This is a genomic window from Actinomadura harenae, from assembly GCF_003696215.1.
Lineage (GTDB): Bacteria > Actinomycetota > Actinomycetes > Streptosporangiales > Streptosporangiaceae > Spirillospora > Spirillospora harenae.
In genome coordinates this window covers 1-15906 of record NZ_RFFG01000008.1, presented here as the reverse complement: position 1 = coordinate 15906, position 15906 = coordinate 1, and the positions used below count along the sequence as shown (strand labels likewise).

Sequence of the window (15906 nt, the reverse complement as noted above, 5' to 3'; positions counted from 1 at the left end):
TCGCCCTGTCTCCGCCCCCACGACCGGCGGTGGCCGTCAGCCGATCCGCTGGAGGGCCTTCTCCCGGTACGCGGCGACGCGCGCGCCCGACTCGCGCCGCGCCATCCGGCGCAGGACGACCGGCGCGATCAGCAGCCCGGCCACGGCCCACGCGCCGAGCACCCCGAACGTCTCCAGATGCCGCCACGAATGGTGCAGCTCGACCGAGGCCATGCCGTCCGGGAGGAGCGCTGAGCGCATCCCGAGGCCGAGCCAGTACACCGGGAAGACCTGCGCGATCCCCTGGAGCCAGCCGGGCAGCGCGGTGATCGGGTAGAAGACCCCGGAGATCGAGATCACCGCCATCACCGGCAGCGTGAGCAGCCCGGCGGCGCGCGGACTCGACACCAGGGCGCCGAGCGCCGCCCCGACGGACTGCGTCGCGACCAGCCCGAGCGCCACCACCCAGGCCAGCGTGAACCAGGACGACACCGAGCCGAGCCGCAGGCCGTCCACCAGGAACGCGCCCGGGACCAGCAGGATCGCCAGGTACGCGAGCACGCACCCGGACGTCATGACCAGCTTCCCGACGAGGTACGCGCGGATGCCGTGCGGCGTCGCGCGCGCCCGCAGCAGCGTGCCGTCCTCGCGCTCGACGGTCAGGTACTGGATCACCAGGACCATCCCGAGCGCGACGAACATCCCGAGGACGCCCGGCAGCACGAGCCCGCCCAGCCTGATCCCGGTGTGCCGGAACTCCCGGTTCCGGTAGAAGAAGATCGCGACCAGCGTCAGCACCGGCCACAGCAGTTGGTTGACCAGCTCGGATCCGCTGAACGCCTGGCGCAGCTCGATCAGCCCCCGGGCCACCCCGATCCGGAACGTCCGCATCACGCCCTCCCCTCGGCCTGGCGCACGAGCGCCAGGTAGGTGTCCTCCAGCGAGGACGGACGGACCGCCAGCCCCGCCACCGCGTCCCCGTGCTCGGCGAACAGCGCCCGGACGAACCGGGTCGCGTCCCGTGTCGACGCGACGTGCCTCCGTCCGTCCAGCGTCCACGCCACCTCGTCCTCGCCCGCGATCCGGTCGGCGAGCTCGGCCGCCGTGCCGTCGGCGACGATGCGCCCGCCGTCGAGGACCACGATGCGGTCGGCCAGCTTCTCCGCCTCGGCCAGGTCGTGCGTGGTCAGCAGGACGGTCGTGCCGCCCGTCCGGGACAGCCCGAGGACGATGTCGTGGAACTCGCGCCGCGCCTCCGGGTCGAACCCGGTGGTCGGCTCGTCCAGGAACAGCAGCTCGGGGCGCCCGACCATGCCGATGGCGACGTCCAGGCGCCGCCGCTGCCCGCCGGACAGCCTCCGCACCTGCCGGTCCGCGTGCTCGGTGAGCCCGACCGTCGCGATCAGCTCCGACGCGTCCCACGGGTCCGGGTAGTACGAGCCGAGGTGCGCCAGCAGCTCCCGGACCCGCCACTTCCCGTGGTCGCGCCACGATTGCAGGACGATCCCGAGCCGCGCCCGCCACGCCTCGCCGCCGTGCGCCGGGTCGTCGCCGAGCACGTCGACGCGCCCGGCCGACCGTGTCCGGAACCCCTCGAGGATCTCGATCGTCGTGGTCTTGCCCGCGCCGTTCGGGCCGAGCAGCGCCAGGACCTCGCCCCGGCGCGCCTGGAAGGTCACGCCGCGCAGCACGTCGTGCGTCCCGTACCGCATCCGCAGGTCGTCGACGTCGAGGACGATCTCTCCACCGTCGTTCACGTTCCGTCCACCACCGCTCGCGCCCTCGCCCTCAGCGCCTCGACGTCCACCCCGGCGAGCGCGAGCACCCGCGGGACCGTCCCGACCTTGAGGTCCAGAATCCCCAGCACGATGTGCGCGGGTCCGAGGTCCTTCTTCCGCGCCCCCGCCATCGCCACTTCGAGCACCCGCCTTCCCGACTCGCCGATGTCGGACGGCATCCGCGGCGACTCGCGCGGCCGCAGCACCTCCTCGTCGGCGACCGACACCCCGGCCGCGCCGAGGCTGTGCTCGAACTCCCGCTGCAACGCGTCCTGGACGGCCAGCCGGTCGAGGCCCGCGGGGGAGAGCAGGCCGGGTGCGTCCCCTTCCGCCTCACTCGCGAGCGCGAGCAGCAGGTGCTCCGCCTCCGTCAGCCGTGCCCCCCGGCGCCGTGCCTCCTCGGCGGCCCGCACGAGCACCGAGTCCACATAGGTCCGGCCCATCACTTCCTCCTCCGCAACTGCACCCCGGCGTCGATCAGGCGCCTCACGTGCTTCTTGTGCACGGCCTGCCGCGTGACGCCGAGCGCCTGCGCCACGTCCGACCAGCTCCACCCGGCCCGCATGGCCCGCTCGACCGCGGCGTCCTCCATCCGGTCGGCGAGCCGCCGCATGGCCACCACGGCCGCCAGCTCCTCGCCGGGATCCCGCTCCGCGTCCTCCATGTAAGCAACTTAGGTTGCTTATCCTCGACGTGTCAACCGAGGTTGCTTATGCGGGCGGCCACACGGGCTCGCCTTGACGCTCGAAGGGGATGACCGCCATCCCTGGGCCGGCCCGGCTGGAGAAGGCGGGACTGGTCGCCTGCGAACGCGTCTGGTCGCGGGCCGGGGACGACCCCGACGACGCGTGAGCGATCCCGGAGACGCCTGAACGAATCCGAGGACGCATGAACGAACGCGGCGCCGCGCCGCCATCGCCCGCGCCGCCATCGCCCGCGCCCTCGCCAACGAGCCGCTCGTCCTGCTCGCCGACGAACCCACCGGGAGCCTGGACGGCGCGGCGACGCTCGACGTCCTCCGTCTCGTCCTGGCCGTCAGCGCTTTGAGAGCGACGTCACCTGCGAGGGCTCGCCGTTCCGCAGGGCCTGGGGACCTGCGGACGGCGGTCGTATGACATCGTCCGGCGCGATCGGAACGTCATATCCGAGGCTGCGAACCACCCGTTTCGTGTCGTCCACGACACCTTGAGCCGACGAATTGGCGGTCAGCGTCCGCAGTCTGATCGGGGGTCCCGGCCGGACGAACGTCGGCACGAACGAAGGCCGGGCCCTCCACCGTCCCCGGACGTCCCGGCTGAAAGTGAACCTGGCGACCAGCCCTTCATGCGTGGCCCCGATGTTCGCGGACGGATTGGCGACCTGATTCCCCATCCCATACGCGACCCACTTGCCATTGATTCGCTCGAATGGCTGGACCACATGGACATGGTCGCCGAGAATCAGATCGATATCGTCGGAATGCAGAAGCCTCCGCGCCAGCCTCCGCTGCTCACCGGTCGGCCCATGCCGATACTCCTCGCCCCAATGCAGGCTGACCACCACGACCTCGGCGCCGGCGCTTTTCGCTCGGGCCGCGTCGGCGAGAATCCGGGCGGGCTTGAGCGTGTCATTGACGAGCCAAGGGGCGCCGGACGGCTTGGGAATGCCGTTGGTCCCGTACGTGTACGCGAAATGTGCGACCTTGACCCCTTTGACGTCCCGGAGGTCGATCCGTTCCGCCTCGCGCCGGCTCCGCGCCGTCCCCGCGTGCCCGATGCCCGCCCGGTCCAGCGCGTCCAGCGTCCGCCGCACCCCGCGTTCCCCCTGGTCGATGGCATGGTTGGACGCCGTGGAGCAGGTGTCGTACCCCAGCCGCCGGATCGCCTTCACGATCTGCGGCGGCGAGTCGAACACCGGGTACCCGCTGAACGGCCCGGACCGCGAGCCCAGCGGCGTCTCGATATGGCAGACCGCCAGATCCGCCTGGCCGATCACCGGCTTGAGCTGAGCGAGCATCGGCATGAAGTCGTATCCGCCGCCCTTCCGGGAGTCGGCCGCCGCCTGCTCGATGAGCACGGAATGCAGCAGGAAGTCCCCGGTCCCCACAACGGTGAACCGGTCGGTCCCGCGCACACTCGGAGGCCTGACCGGGGCGGCGGAGCGAGCCTCCACGCTCCCGCACCCCGCCGCAAGACCGAGCGCACCGACCAGCAGCACCCCCAGGACGGCATTCTCGCCCAAGGGGCGAACCGAAGCTCCCATATCGGAAGGTCTTCGACTCGTCAGGCGACCCGAAACGGCGATTTACCGGAAGGTGGCCCGTTATGATCAGCTCTTTCCGCCCGCGACGGAACCCGCACACCCGGAACGGCACGACAAACGCGACAACCAACACGCAACGGGGCGAACTGGTCTCGGAAATGGCGAAGTCGGCGCCCCGGAGAACGCCGACCTTCGATATCGAAACGGGTGCGCCGTCAGGGACTTGAACCCCGAACCCGCGGATTAAGAGTCCGCTGCTCTGCCAATTGAGCTAACGGCGCTTTGTCGTCGGACCTTGTCGGCGACAGGGACAACTCTAGCAGCACCCCATCCGTGCTCAGGACGCTCCGTCCGCTTAGCCGAACCGCACCTGCGAGCCGCTGACCCGCATCATCACCCCTGATCCGGTCACCGACAGGCTGTCGAACCGCATCCCCAACGGCAGTCCGCCGACCGGCACCGTGAAGTCGAGATCATCGCCCAGCCCGCTCAGGTCGAACCCCTCGGCGGAGAGCGCCTTCACGTGAATGCTGTTCCCCTCCTTCGTCACCGACGCGATCGCCGTCGCGTCCAGCCCGAACGCGCCGACCTTGGCCTTGATCTTGTCCGGGCCGTCCGCCTGGAACTCCAGGCCGCTCCCGCCCGCCTTCGCGAGATCACCGAACCCGACGAACGCGCTCCCCGTGACGTTGCCGAGCGTTCCGCTCTGATAGTCGGACCTCAGCCGCACGTCCGTCGCCCGCACGTCCAGCCGCGTCACGTTCAGCGGCCCCGCCGGGATGTTCTTCGCCCTCAGCCGCACGTCCCCGAAATGCCGTCCCGCCACCTGCGTCAGGAACGGGAACCCCTCGACGGTCACGTCCGGCTTGGTGGGGAACCCCTGCTTCTTGATCTCCCCGGCCATCGCGTCCTCGGTGACGTACAGCGCGACCCGGTCGGCGATCACCGCCAGCAGCACCAGCACGACGACCACGACCCCGACGACGATCGGCCACCGCCTCCTGCGGGGCCGGGGCAGCCGGTCCACCCGCGTGACCGAGGCGCTCACGCCTCCCACCCCCTCGCGCCCCGTCCACATCCGGACGGACCGCCGCACCACTCCATCAAGGTCTCCACGCCGTCCTCACCACGGTCGCAACGCTGTGACCTGCCCAGAGGTCACACGAACGGGGCCGGCGGGAGCACGAACAGCGAGCAGGGCCCACCCTCCGCGGAAACACCTGTGACGGGGGAAACGGCCGGGACACGAGCACGCCACAGTGCCGGAAGGGACGCCCTGACCTGCGCGAACACCTCATCGGGAGGCGGCCTGCACCGGTCGGCATGGACTCATGCAAGGCCGCCGAACCCGTCCTGTCAATGCCGGGTGCGACGTCTTACACTCCGGGCATGACGGCGGGTCCCGAGGCCGGGTCCATGGCACCGCCGCTCCTGGTCGTCCGGACCCGGGAGCGGCTCCACCGGCTGCGTCCAGGCGGAACGTACCGGGTCGGCCGCGACCCGGAGTCCGACATCGTGCTCACCGACGGCCGGGTCTCCTGGCACCACGCGGTCCTCTCCACCACCCCCGCCGGCTGGACCCTCGAGGACACCGGCAGCCGCAACGGCACCTACCTCGACGGCCACCGCGTCCACCAGGTCCCCATCGACGGCGAGCGCATCTTCCACCTGGGCCACCCCACCGACGGCACCCCTTTGGCCTGCTCCGCCTTCCGGCCCCCGGACGCCCGTCCCAGCGTCGACCGAAACCCCAGCCAGATCTTCCAGCTCCCCACCCCCGCCCACAGCGCCGCTCCCGCAGGGAGTTCGACAACCAGCCGGGACCCGGACGCCCAGCAAGGCGGATCCGCAGCCCCGCGCCCCGGCCCGGCACCAGGGGCAGCCCCTGCGTGGGGCTCCGCCCCCGCGCAGAGGCCCGCTCCTCCACACAACCCTGGGCCCGGCCCCGCTCGCGCACAGGGCGCACCCCCCGTGCGGGGTGCAGGTCCTGCGGGTGGCGTTGTTCCCCCGCAGGGCGTACCTCCTGCACAAGGTGGAGGTCGTGGCCAGGGCTCCGGCCCGGCCCAAGGCCCCGGCCGTGCGCAGGGTGCAGGCCCTGCGTGGGATTCCGGGCGGGTGGTTCGGCGGGGTGGGGGGTTCGGGCGGACGCGCGGGGGCCGGGGGAGCGTTCGGGCGCTGCGGATCGGGCGGTCGCCGGACAACGATGTCGTGGTGCCGGACCTGGTGGTGTCGCGGTACCACGCCGAACTGGAGGTGACGGGCCCCGGACGCGCCGAGATCGTGGATCTCGGGAGTCACAACGGGACGTACGTCAACGGCGTCCGGATCGATCGGGCGGTGCTGGCCGAGGAGGACCTGCTCGGGATCGGGCATGCGACGTTCCGGCTGGTGGGCAGCGAGCTGCGGGAGTTCGTGGACACGGGGGACGTGTCCGTCCTCGTGCAGGACCTCACCGTGCGGACGCCCGAGGGCAAGGTGCTCCTGGACGGGGTCGGGTTCCCGATCCCGGAACGGTCGCTGGTCGCGGTGATCGGGCCGTCCGGGGCGGGCAAGTCCACGCTGCTGGGGGCGGTGACCGGGATGCGGCCCGCCACCGAGGGGACGGTCCGCTACGACGGCCGTGACCTGTACGCCGACTACGACGAGCTCCGGCACCGGATCGGGCTCGTGCCGCAGGAGGACATCCTGCACACCCGGCTCGCGACGCGGCAGGCGCTGCTGTTCGCGGCGGAGCTGCGGTTCCCCGGCGACACCCGGCGGGACGAGCGGGAGCGGCGGGTGGACGAGGTGCTGGCCGAACTCGGCCTCACCCCGCACGCCGGCACGCGCATCGACAAGCTGTCGGGCGGCCAGCGCAAACGCGTGTCGGTGGCGCTCGAACTGCTGACGAAGCCGTCGCTCCTCTTCCTGGACGAGCCGACGTCGGGTCTCGACCCGGGCCTGGACAAGACGGTCATGGAACTGCTGGGGGACCTGGCGCACGACGGCCGGACGGTCATCGTCGTCACCCACAGCACGGAGAACCTCGTCGCGTGCGACCGGCTGCTGGTGCTCGTCCCCGGCGGGCGCATGGCCTACTACGGCCCGCCCGAGGAGGGGCTCCGGCACTTCGGCGCCAACGCGTGGGCCGAGGTGTTCCAGGCGTTCGACCGCGAGCCGGACCGCGACTGGGCCGGCGAGTTCCGCACGTCCCCACGCTGGTCCCGGTACGTGGGATACGGGATGGGCGGCGCGGTCGGGCCCACCGACGCCCGGACGCCCGCCCCACCGCCGCCCCGGCAGAGCAAGTTCGCCCAGCTCTCCACGCTGTGCCGCCGCTACTTCTCGGTCATCACCTCCGACCGTTCCTATCTGGTGCTGCTCGGACTGATGCCGCTGATCATGGGCGGGCTGATCGCCGCGATCCCCGCCCCGAGGGGGCTCACCGGCCCGCCCGGGAGCAACGCGGACGCCGCGTCCAAGCTGATGGTGCTGATCTTCGCGTCGTGCTTCGTCGGCACCGGCAACGCCGTCCGCGAGCTGGTGAAGGAACGCACGATCTATCGCAGGGAACGCGCCGCCGGCCTCTCCGCGGGCGTCTACCTCACCTCCAAACTCCTCGTCCTCGGGCTGATCACGACACTGCAGGCCGTCGTCCTGGTCGGCATCGGCCTGGCGGGCGTGAAGCTGCCCCCGTCCGGCGTCTTCACCTCCCCGTTCCTCGAACTGGTCCTGGCCACCGGCCTGCTCGGCCTGGTCTCGATGACCCTCGGCCTGCTGGTGTCGGCGTCGGTGAACAGTTCCGAGAAGACCCTTCCGCTGCTGATCGTCCTGTCCATGTCCCAGCTCGTGCTGTGCGGCGCCCTCGTCCGCCTCGCGGGCAAACCGGGCCTCGAACAGGTCGCCTGGCTCGCCCCGTCCCGCTGGGGCCTCGCCGCCGCCGCCGCCACCGTCGACCTCGGCCACATCGTCCCGTCGTCGCTGAAGCCCGACCGCGTCTGGCTGCCCGACCTGAACACCTGGGCCCTGGACATGGGCGTCCTCGCCGGGCTCGGCGTCGTCTTCACCGTCCTCGCCTGGTGGCAGCTCGAACGGCTCCGCCCCAAGCGCCGCCGCGGCCGCCTTTGAACCACCTCCACCGCGGGGTGTGTCGATTAGGTCCGGAAGGTCCATGGTTTGAGGTGATTTTGCTGGCATAGCCTCGCGGCGTGACGGATATCGAGGTCGGCGACGTTCCGTGGAACGATCCGGACGCGAGCGCGCTGCGCGCCGCCCTGCAGTCCGAGCTGGACGAGCGCTACGGCGACATCCCGCTCCCACCCGGGGCCGACGTCGGGGACCTGGTCGAGGCGATGACCGTCCACCCCGAGCGTGTCGCCTGGGTCGGTGTCGCGCGCGTGGCGGGAGTGGCGGCGGGCCACGTGGCCCTCTGCCATGGGGACGACGAGCCCGAGCTGACCGGCATGCCCACCGAGACGACCCGCGTCTCCCTCGAACTGAAGCGCATGTACGTCGCGCCCGTGTTCCGGGGGACGGGCGTAGCGCGGGTGCTGCTGGACGCCGCAGAGGACGCCGCTCGTGCACGCGGCGTGGCCCGGATCGTCCTGCAGACGGGCCCCAGACAACCCGACGCGGTCCGCATGTACGAGCGGGAGGGCTACAGCCACATCCCGCTCCTGCCCGCCTACCGGAAGCTCACCTTCTCCATCTGCATGGCCAAGGACCTGCCCTGTCCCAGCGGGTGAGCCGGTTCAGGGGCGGAGGACGGCCTCGACGGCTTCCTCGATCGTCGGCCAGAGGCCCATCTGGCGGGTCATCCGCCCGTCCCGCAGGACGCGCAGGAGGTCCTCGAGGTGGCAGCAGAACGCCAGCCGGCAGCCCACGGCGTCGGCGTGCCGGACGGCCTGCATCAGCGAGCGCAGGCATCCGGTGTCGCAGAAGGCGACCCCGTCGAGGCTCACCACGAGCGGCAGGTCGCTCTCGGTCAGCTGGCAGAAGAGCTCGGCCTCCAGGGCCGGCATGCTCGCCGCGTCGAGGTCGCCGTAGAGGGCGACGACGCGGTGATCCGGATTGCGGACCACGATCGCCTGGTAGTCGTCCATGCCTCGCCCCTGTTCACCGCGACGGCGGCGGCCGTCTCCCGCCGGGGCGGGAGGTGCCCTCCAGTGAACCAGGAACGTCCTCGCGGGGACCGGCGGTCGGTGAAGAAAACACGAAAGCCCCGGACGACAGGACCGTCCGGGGCTTTCATAGCGGGTGCGCCGTCAGGGACTTGAACCCCGAACCCGCGGATTAAGAGTCCGCTGCTCTGCCAATTGAGCTAACGGCGCGTGTCGTTCTGGTCGGCTCTGCGGCCTCCCTGGCGACGAGAAAAAGATTAGCAGGGCCCCGCGCCCTGCGCGAATCGGTTATCCCGCCCGGCCCGCGGGCCCGTCCCGCCCCCGGAATCCACTTGATCAAGCCCGCCGGAAGGCCGTGGACGGACGGTCAGTCGTGGCCGGGGAGGGCGCTGACCAGGCCGCGCCACAGGGCGATGGCGGTGGCGCGGGAGCTGACGCCGAGCTTGGCGTAGATCCGGTTCACGTGGTTCTTGACGGTCTTCTCGCTGAGGAACAGCTGCCGGGCGATCTCGCCGTTGGACCGTCCGGTGGCGATCAGGTCCATCACCTCGGACTCGCGGGCGGACAGGCCCATGCTGATCCGGCTCGCGTCGCGGACGCCGCGGAGCACGTCGCGGGCGGTGAACGCGCCCGGGACCAGGTGCCCGCAGGCGCCGCCGCGCACGGCCGAGTCGACGGCGACGGGGTCGTCCGGACCGGCGAGGACGAACACGCGCGCGGCGCGGGCCAGCTCGGCGGTGCGTCCGGCACGCGCGGCGGACGCGTCCAGCAGGACGATGTCGGGCCGCAGCCGTCCGGCCAGTTCGACGGCCGCCGCGGCCTGTTCGGCCTCGGCGACCACGTTCAGTTCGTCGCTGGCCGACAGCAGGCGGGCGACGTCCGCTCTGGCGGAGGCGTCACCGCCCACCACCAGTACGCGAAGGGGGGCCGTCTCGTCCACGCTCATCCCGTCTCCGGTGGTCGCGTTCACGGTGGGCAGTGCAGGGCAGGAGCATAACCCGACGATCATTCGGATACCACGGGGTCCGCGGGGCGGTGATCTCCCGATCCGGGCCTCCGGCGCCCGTCCGGCCCACCGATCGGAGGCGTTCGCGCAGGTCGGCCGCCGTCTCGCGCCTCCGGCCCCGGCGCGGACGGCGTCCGAACCGACTCGCAACAACCTTCAACCGAACGCGTAAGGCCCACTTCCGCCCCTTGGCCGGACGCGGGCGGGTGGGGGAGACTGAGCGGCGATGATCACGACAGAACGCACGAAATGAGCACACACCAGCTTCTCCCGCCCGCGTTCGCCCTCCTCGGCCTGCTTTTCGCCGGGGCGGGCGTGTACAGCCTCCGCACGACCCGGTACCTGCGGAGGAAGGGCCACCGCGTCCCCGGGCTCGTGCACGCGCTCAACTTCGAGAGGAACTCGGAGGGCGGCGGCAACCACTACCCCGTCCTGCACTTCCACACCCTGGACGGCTCGTTCGTCATGACCACGTCCGACGTGGGGACGAACCCGGCCCGCTCGCGCGCCGGCGACCGGGTGGTCGTCGTCTACGACCCGGACCGCCCGGACCGCGCCCGCCCGGAGAACCTGCTCGGCGTGGGCACCGTCATGGGCGTCGTGTTCCTGCTGCTCGGCCTGGCCGTGTGCGCCGTCGCCAGCCTGATCACGGCCAACGTCTACTCCTGAACCCCCGGATGGGGCGGCGGTCGCCGCCGCTCGGCTACTCCTGGGTGAGGCGGACGGGCAGGGAGCGCAGCTGCCACACCCCGGGCATGCGCGCCCGGTCGAGGTCGTCTCCCGGGACGGCGAGGGAGAGATGGGGGTGCCGTTCGAGGAGGGCGGTGAAGGCGACCTCGGCCTCCTGGCGGGCGAGGGCGGCGCCCAGGCAGTAGTGCAGGCCGTGCCCGAACCCGAGGTGGGCCTCGCGGCGTCCGTCGGGCTGGCGGGTGATGTCGAACCGGTGCGGCTCGTCGAAGCGGCGCGGGTCGAAGTTGGCGGAGACGAGGCTGGCCATGACCGGCGAGCCCTTCCGCAGGATCCGGCCGCCGATCACGACGTCCTCGGCCGCGAACCGGAACCGGGTGGACTGGACGGGCCCGCACCAGCGCATCAGCTCGTGGACGGCCCCCGGCATCAGCCCGGACGGGTCGGCGCGCAGCCGTTTGAGCTGGTCGGGATGGTCGAGAAGCGCGACGAGCCCGTTCCCGATCAGGTGCGCGGTCGTCTGGTGCCCGGCCAGGACGAGCGCCAGGACCAGCGTGACCAGCTCGAACCCGCTGAGCGCCGAACCGTCCTCGTCGTGGACGCGGATCAGGGCGGTGAGCAGGTCGTCGGCGGGTTCGGCGCGGCGCCGTCCGACCAGCTCGGTCACGTAGTCGACGATGCCCGCGACGGCCGCGCCGATGCCCTCCGGTTCGTCCTGGCGGAGCAGCGCGGCGCCCCACTCCCGCCACAGCCCCCGGTCCTCCTCGGGGATGCCGACCAGCTCGCAGATCACCGTGATCGGCAGCGGGTAGGCGAAGTGCTCGACGAGGTCGACCACGCCGTCCCGGACGGGCAGCCGGTCGAGCAGGTCGCCGGTGATCTCCTGGACGCGGGGCAGCATCTCCTGGACGCGCCGGGGCGTGAAGGTCCGCGCGACCAGCCGCCGCAGCCGCAGGTGGTCCTCGCCGTCCGCGTCGAGGACGGTGCTGAGCAGGTAGGGCGCGTACTCGTCGGCGACGCCCATGCTCCGGACGGTCGTCTCCCGGACGTCCTTGAGCCCGAGCCCCGGGACGTTCGCCGGGCTGTTCACGAACGCTCGGTCGCCGAGCACCGCCCGGACGTCCTCGTAGCGCGTGACGAGCCACAGCGGCGACCCCGCGCCGCCGAAGGCGACCTGCACCATCGGCGACCGCTCGCGCAGCCGGGAGTACCCCAGGAAGGGGTCGCTGAGCAGGTCGGCGTCCATCAGGTCCACGGTCACGGGCTCGGTCACGGGCTCGGCGTCCTCTCCGTCGGTCCCGCGCTCCGGACGGCCCCTCGGCGGCCGTCCGGGCGCTGCTGGACGATGCGTCGTTCCAGGTGTAACCGGCGTTCCCGGCCGCCACCCTGCCCCCGGGAGCCTCACTGGTACCCCGGCGCGGACACCCTCCCGTCGCCTTCCCCGTCGGCGGGGTGGAGCTAGGGCCACCCCGAAGACGGCAGCCTGCGCCATCGGGCCGGAGGGGTGCCCGGCGGTCTAATCGATCACATGAGGAAAACGGGGACGAGACGTCCACTGGTGTTCACCGCGGCCGTGCTGGCCGCGTCCGTGGCGGTGGGGACCGCGACCGCATCGGCCGCGCAGACGTCGGCCAGGACGCCGGTCGAGGCGAAGCGGCAGCAGTTGCCGCCGCTGGACCCGGCACTGGTGAAGGCGGCCATCGCCGGCCTGCCCAACGCGACGGTCACGGGCGCCCTGGTCAAGATCAGCGGACCGGCCGGGCGGTTCAGCGGGACGTCCGGCGTCGGGGACGTCCGGACCGGCGCGCCCGTCCCACTGGACGGCCGCTTCCGCGCCGGGAGCATCTCGAAGGTGTTCACCGCCGTGGTCGTCCTGCAACTCGCCGCCGAGCACAGGATCGATCTCGACCAGAGCGTCCAGCACTACATGCCGCACCTGCTGCCCGCCGAGTATCCGAGGGTCACCGTCCGGCAGCTGCTCGACCACACCAGCGGCCTGCCCACGAGCGGCCACCTCGGGGATTCGCAGGGGGACCCGAACCGCTGGTTCGTCGACCACCGCTTCGACAGCTGGACGCCGAAGCAGATCGTCGCCGACGCCATGACCACCCCCAAGGACTTCGCGCCCGGCACCAGCCAGCGCTACAACGGCCTCAACTACTACGTCGCCGGGCTCCTCATCGAGAAGGTGACCGGGCGCTCGTACGCGCACGAAGTGCAGCAGCGCGTCCTCAAGCCGCTGAACCTGCGCTCCACCTTCGTCCTGGACCGCCGCGACCCGCGCCTTCCGGGCCCGCACCCCCACGGCTACGTCGCCGTGACCGAGAACGGCAAGGCCGTCCTGCACGACGTGTCGGAGCAGAGCCCCTATCCGTGGGCCGAGGGCGGCGTGATCTCCAGCGCCGACGACCTGACCAGCCTCATCCGCGCCATCTTCCAAGGACGCGTCGTACCGCGCTCGATGCTCGGCGCCATGTTCGCCGTCCCGAACGTGAAGTACGCCGACGACTCCCACTGCAACATGGGCTCCGACACCGGGCACGCCTGCTTCAGTGCGGGCCTGATGCGAGTGACCCTGCCGAACGGCGTGACGGTCTGGGGCAAGACCGGTGCCCGCCCGGGCTACACGAGCGGTGTGTTCGCCACCAGGGACCTGCGCCGCGTCAGCGTCTACGAGCTCAACCCCACGGGCAACAAGGACGGCTCGGAGTCCCCGTACGTCATGCGCCTCGCCGCGGCCGTCTTCGCCCCGGACCTCCTCGGGCACTAGGAACCCGCACAAGCCGAAGGGGCCGGATCCGATGATCGGATTCGGCCCCTTCAGGATCGGGCGCCGAGCCGCCGCGCGGCGACGGCCGGCGCGGCCGTCAGCCGTTGAGGAGCGTCGGGTCCACGGCGAAGAACGCGCGCTGTCCCTCGGCCTCGGTCAGGCCCCAGATCTCCTTGACCTGGTAGGGACTCCCCGGCTCGTACCAGGGGGCGAGGTCCTCGGGGTGCCGTACTTCTCCGTCAGCTGGTATTGAGCCCCTTCACGTCAGTGATCTTCTGCAGGGGTGGCCGGGCCGGTGGTGTCCGGGAGGCGTGCGGGAAAGAGAAGAGGCCGGTTCCGCTGTGCGGAACCGGCCTCTTGCCTGGGGTGAGTGAGGGGACTTGAACCCCCGACATCTTGGACCACAACCAAGTGCTCTGCCAGCTGAGCTACACCCACCAGGGCCGGGCTTGCCCGGCGAGAATCAGTGTAGCGGTTCGCGGGGGGTGGTCGCGCACCTCATTTTCCAGACGGGGAGGTCACGCCTGGGAGAGGATCTCCGCGGCCAGGGCGCGGGCGTGCTCGGAGTCCGGGCCGGGCTGCGGGACGAAGACGGCGGCGCGGTAGTAGCGGAGCTCGACGATCGACTCGGTGATGTCGGCGAGGGCGCGGTGGCCGCCCTTCTTCTCCGGGCTGGCGAAGTAGGCGCGCGGGTACCAGCGGCGGGAGAGCTCCTTGATCGAGGAGACGTCGACCATCCGGTAGTGGAGGTGGCCGTCCAGCGCGGGCATGTCGCGGGCCAGGAACGAGCGGTCGGTCGCGATGGAGTTGCCGCAGAGCGGGGCCTTCTTCGGCTCCCGGACGTGCTTGCGGACGTAGTCCAGGACGGTCTGCTCGGCCTCGGCGAGGGTGACGCCGCCGGCCAGGACGTCCAGCAGGCCCGACGAGGTGTGCATGTCGCGGACGACCTTGCTCATCTGGGCGAGGGACTCCTGCGGCGGCTTGATCACCACGTCCACGCCCTCGTCGAGGATGTTGAGCTCGCTGTCGGTGACCAGGGCGGCTATCTCGATCAGCGCGTCGTGGCGCAGGTCGAGGCCGGTCATCTCACAGTCCACCCATACGAGCCGCTCATTCATGGGTTCACCATACGGCCACCCGGCGGGCGGTGGGTCATCCGGATTGGAACGTGGCCAGGATGTGCCCGGGGACCGGAATGCCGGGCTTCAGGGCGGGGTCGGGGACGGGCTCGCCGTAGGTCGTCCGGACCGGGATCACGCCCGCCCAGATGTCCAGCGCGTAGTCCTCCGGCTCGTCGCCGGGCTGTCCCTCGCGGACCTTGACCGACGCCTCGTCCAGGGAGAGGGCGAGGACGGAGGTGGCCGCGAGCTCCTTGCGGGTCGGGGCGCGGGTGGCGTCCCACTGGCCGGGGGCGACGTTCTCCACGACCGCGCGGAGGCCGAGCAGTCTCTCCTCCTCGTCGAGGACCGGGGACGGGACGCCGTAGATCATCGCGCAGCGGAAGTTCATCGAGTGGTGGTTGGCCGAGCGGCTGAGGACCAGGCCGTCCACGAGGGTGACCGTGACGCAGATCTCCCCCGAGGGCGCCTCCAGGAGGCTGGACGCTCCACTGGATCCGTGCAGGTAGAGGGTGTCGCCGACGCGTCCGTAGGCGGTGGGCAGGACGCGCGGCGCGCCGTCGATCACGACGCCGAGGTGGCAGATCGACGCCTCGTCCAGGATGGCGTGGAGCTCGGCGCGGTCGGTCCGGCCGCGCTCGCGCATGCGGCGCAGACGGGTGCGGTCGGTGCCGGACAGCGCCTCGGCGGCGTCCGGCTGCGCGGTGCTGGTCGGTGGCTCGGTGCTGGTCAGTGGCTCGGTGGTGGACGGCGGCGAAGGGTGCCCGGTGCTCATGGACCTACGCTAGGAGCCGAGTGGACCGCGCAGAAGGGCCACTTCACAGGGATTCCGGGAGACCACTTTGGCGATGTTCGACCTGCCGCTCACCGTGGACCGGGAGTCGCCGGAGCCGCTCGGCGCGCAGCTCGCGGGCCGGTTGCGGGCCGCGCTGCGGGACGGGCTGCTCGTCGCGGGGGAGCGGCTGCCGTCCGGGCGGGCGCTCGCGGCGGCGCTCGGCGTCAGCCGGACGGTCGTCACCGAGGCGTACGGGCAGCTGTACGCGGAGGGCTGGCTGGAGGGACGGCACGGGTCCGGCACCTACGTGACCGAGATCGTCCCGGTGCCGCGCCCGGTCTGGGAGGGCCCGGAGCCGCACGAGCCCGTCGCGCCCGACGGCGTGATCGACCTGCGGCCCGGCGCGTCCTGGACCGGCGGCCTGAACGACCCGGCGTGGCGGCGCGCGTGGCG

16 protein-coding genes and 3 tRNA genes are annotated in these 15906 nt (G+C 71.8%); 5 read left to right on the top strand and 14 right to left on the bottom strand.

The window, feature by feature from the left end; translation table 11 throughout:
• Nucleotides 1-36: 36 nt before the first annotated feature.
• From EBO15_RS06210 to EBO15_RS06175, 7 genes are all read right to left on the bottom strand, one after another.
• A complete protein-coding gene (locus EBO15_RS06210) occupies nucleotides 37-870 on the bottom strand; it encodes an ABC transporter permease (protein ID WP_122193336.1) in 834 nt (277 codons plus the stop codon).
• Nucleotides 870-1691: an ABC transporter ATP-binding protein gene (locus EBO15_RS06205; protein ID WP_122193449.1), complete on the bottom strand. Its 822-nt coding sequence runs from the start codon at nucleotides 1689-1691 to the stop codon at nucleotides 870-872. The genes EBO15_RS06210 and EBO15_RS06205 overlap by 1 nt, the downstream gene beginning before the upstream one ends.
• A gap of 41 nt (nucleotides 1692-1732) precedes the next feature.
• Nucleotides 1733-2200 (bottom strand): Clp protease N-terminal domain-containing protein, encoded by a 468-nt coding sequence (locus tag EBO15_RS06200; RefSeq protein WP_122193335.1) that lies wholly within the window; start codon nucleotides 2198-2200, stop codon nucleotides 1733-1735.
• On the bottom strand, nucleotides 2200-2421 hold the full coding sequence (locus EBO15_RS06195; RefSeq protein ID WP_122193334.1) for a hypothetical protein: 222 nt from the start codon (nucleotides 2419-2421) through the stop codon (nucleotides 2200-2202). Before EBO15_RS06195 ends, EBO15_RS06200 begins: the two co-directional genes overlap by 1 nt.
• Before the next feature lie 371 nt (nucleotides 2422-2792).
• On the bottom strand, nucleotides 2793-3977 hold the full coding sequence (locus tag EBO15_RS06185) for a CapA family protein (protein WP_158628141.1): 1185 nt from the start codon (nucleotides 3975-3977) through the stop codon (nucleotides 2793-2795).
• Between the two features lie 229 nt (nucleotides 3978-4206).
• Nucleotides 4207-4279, bottom strand: a tRNA-Lys gene (locus tag EBO15_RS06180).
• A 74-nt stretch (nucleotides 4280-4353) separates the two neighbouring features.
• Nucleotides 4354-5046: an LmeA family phospholipid-binding protein gene (locus EBO15_RS06175; RefSeq protein ID WP_158628140.1), complete on the bottom strand. Its 693-nt coding sequence runs from the start codon at nucleotides 5044-5046 to the stop codon at nucleotides 4354-4356.
• 275 nt (nucleotides 5047-5321) lie between these two features.
• On the opposite strand from EBO15_RS06175, the gene EBO15_RS06170 reads away from it, so the two are divergent.
• Together EBO15_RS06170 and EBO15_RS06165 are read left to right on the top strand one after the other, a co-directional pair.
• On the top strand, nucleotides 5322-8105 hold the full coding sequence (locus EBO15_RS06170; protein ID WP_325051873.1) for an FHA domain-containing protein: 2784 nt from the start codon (nucleotides 5322-5324) through the stop codon (nucleotides 8103-8105).
• A gap of 80 nt (nucleotides 8106-8185) precedes the next feature.
• Nucleotides 8186-8722 carry a GNAT family N-acetyltransferase gene (locus tag EBO15_RS06165; RefSeq protein WP_122193331.1) on the top strand — a complete coding sequence of 179 codons (537 nt, stop codon included), beginning with the start codon at nucleotides 8186-8188 and terminating at the stop codon, nucleotides 8720-8722.
• A gap of 6 nt (nucleotides 8723-8728) precedes the next feature.
• Here the strand turns inward: EBO15_RS06165 and EBO15_RS06160 are convergent, their stop codons facing one another.
• The 3 genes from EBO15_RS06160 to EBO15_RS06150 form a co-directional block, all read right to left on the bottom strand.
• Complete coding sequence (locus EBO15_RS06160) at nucleotides 8729-9079, bottom strand: STAS domain-containing protein (RefSeq protein ID WP_122193330.1); 351 nt, start codon at nucleotides 9077-9079, stop codon at nucleotides 8729-8731.
• Nucleotides 9080-9234: 155 nt separating this feature from the next.
• A tRNA-Lys gene (locus EBO15_RS06155) sits at nucleotides 9235-9307 on the bottom strand.
• A 157-nt stretch (nucleotides 9308-9464) separates the two neighbouring features.
• Entirely contained in the window at nucleotides 9465-10067 is a 603-nt protein-coding gene (locus EBO15_RS06150; RefSeq protein ID WP_233616012.1) for a response regulator transcription factor, read from the bottom strand.
• A gap of 285 nt (nucleotides 10068-10352) precedes the next feature.
• Between EBO15_RS06150 and EBO15_RS06145 the strand changes: the two genes are divergently transcribed.
• Nucleotides 10353-10772, top strand: coding sequence for a DUF3592 domain-containing protein (locus tag EBO15_RS06145; RefSeq protein ID WP_122193329.1), 420 nt, complete (start codon nucleotides 10353-10355; stop codon nucleotides 10770-10772).
• A gap of 34 nt (nucleotides 10773-10806) precedes the next feature.
• Here EBO15_RS06145 and EBO15_RS06140 read toward each other — a convergent pair whose 3' ends face one another.
• Nucleotides 10807-12063, bottom strand: coding sequence for a cytochrome P450 family protein (locus tag EBO15_RS06140; protein WP_233616011.1), 1257 nt, complete (start codon nucleotides 12061-12063; stop codon nucleotides 10807-10809).
• Between the two features lie 255 nt (nucleotides 12064-12318).
• Here EBO15_RS06140 and EBO15_RS06135 point away from each other — a divergent pair, with 255 nt between their 5' ends.
• Complete coding sequence (locus tag EBO15_RS06135; protein ID WP_199744355.1) at nucleotides 12319-13560, top strand: serine hydrolase domain-containing protein; 1242 nt, start codon at nucleotides 12319-12321, stop codon at nucleotides 13558-13560.
• A gap of 362 nt (nucleotides 13561-13922) precedes the next feature.
• Here the strand turns inward: EBO15_RS06135 and EBO15_RS06130 are convergent.
• The 3 genes from EBO15_RS06130 to EBO15_RS06120 form a co-directional block, all read right to left on the bottom strand.
• Nucleotides 13923-13998, bottom strand: a tRNA-His gene (locus EBO15_RS06130).
• An 80-nt stretch (nucleotides 13999-14078) separates the two neighbouring features.
• Nucleotides 14079-14678, bottom strand: coding sequence for an oligoribonuclease (gene orn, locus EBO15_RS06125; RefSeq protein ID WP_122193328.1), 600 nt, complete (start codon nucleotides 14676-14678; stop codon nucleotides 14079-14081).
• Nucleotides 14679-14712: 34 nt separating this feature from the next.
• A complete protein-coding gene (locus tag EBO15_RS06120; protein WP_233616023.1) occupies nucleotides 14713-15324 on the bottom strand; it encodes a pyridoxamine 5'-phosphate oxidase family protein in 612 nt (203 codons plus the stop codon).
• Between the two features lie 202 nt (nucleotides 15325-15526).
• Between EBO15_RS06120 and EBO15_RS06115 the strand changes: the two genes are divergently transcribed.
• The coding region (locus EBO15_RS06115) for a GntR family transcriptional regulator (RefSeq protein WP_147481405.1) at nucleotides 15527-15906 on the top strand (380 nt) is incomplete at its 3' end.

What these genes read in the sequence shown, in the direction of transcription:
- EBO15_RS06210 (WP_122193336.1), bottom strand. Translation starts at nt 870, where the DNA reads ATGCGGACGTTCCGGATCGGGGTGGCCCGGGGGCTGATCGAGCTGCGC.
- EBO15_RS06205 (WP_122193449.1), bottom strand. Translation starts at nt 1,691, where the DNA reads ATGCGGTACGGGACGCACGACGTGCTGCGCGGCGTGACCTTCCAGGCG.
- EBO15_RS06200 (WP_122193335.1), bottom strand. Translation starts at nt 2,200, where the DNA reads ATGGGCCGGACCTATGTGGACTCGGTGCTCGTGCGGGCCGCCGAGGAG.
- EBO15_RS06195 (WP_122193334.1), bottom strand. Translation starts at nt 2,421, where the DNA reads ATGGAGGACGCGGAGCGGGATCCCGGCGAGGAGCTGGCGGCCGTGGTG.
- EBO15_RS06170 (WP_325051873.1), top strand. Translation starts at nt 5,322, where the DNA reads ATGGACTCATGCAAGGCCGCCGAACCCGTCCTGTCAATGCCGGGTGCG.
- EBO15_RS06160 (WP_122193330.1), bottom strand. Translation starts at nt 9,079, where the DNA reads ATGGACGACTACCAGGCGATCGTGGTCCGCAATCCGGATCACCGCGTC.
- EBO15_RS06145 (WP_122193329.1), top strand. Translation starts at nt 10,353, where the DNA reads ATGAGCACACACCAGCTTCTCCCGCCCGCGTTCGCCCTCCTCGGCCTG.
- EBO15_RS06135 (WP_199744355.1), top strand. Translation starts at nt 12,319, where the DNA reads ATGAGGAAAACGGGGACGAGACGTCCACTGGTGTTCACCGCGGCCGTG.
- orn (WP_122193328.1), bottom strand. Translation starts at nt 14,678, where the DNA reads ATGAATGAGCGGCTCGTATGGGTGGACTGTGAGATGACCGGCCTCGAC.
- EBO15_RS06120 (WP_233616023.1), bottom strand. Translation starts at nt 15,324, where the DNA reads ATGCGCGAGCGCGGCCGGACCGACCGCGCCGAGCTCCACGCCATCCTG.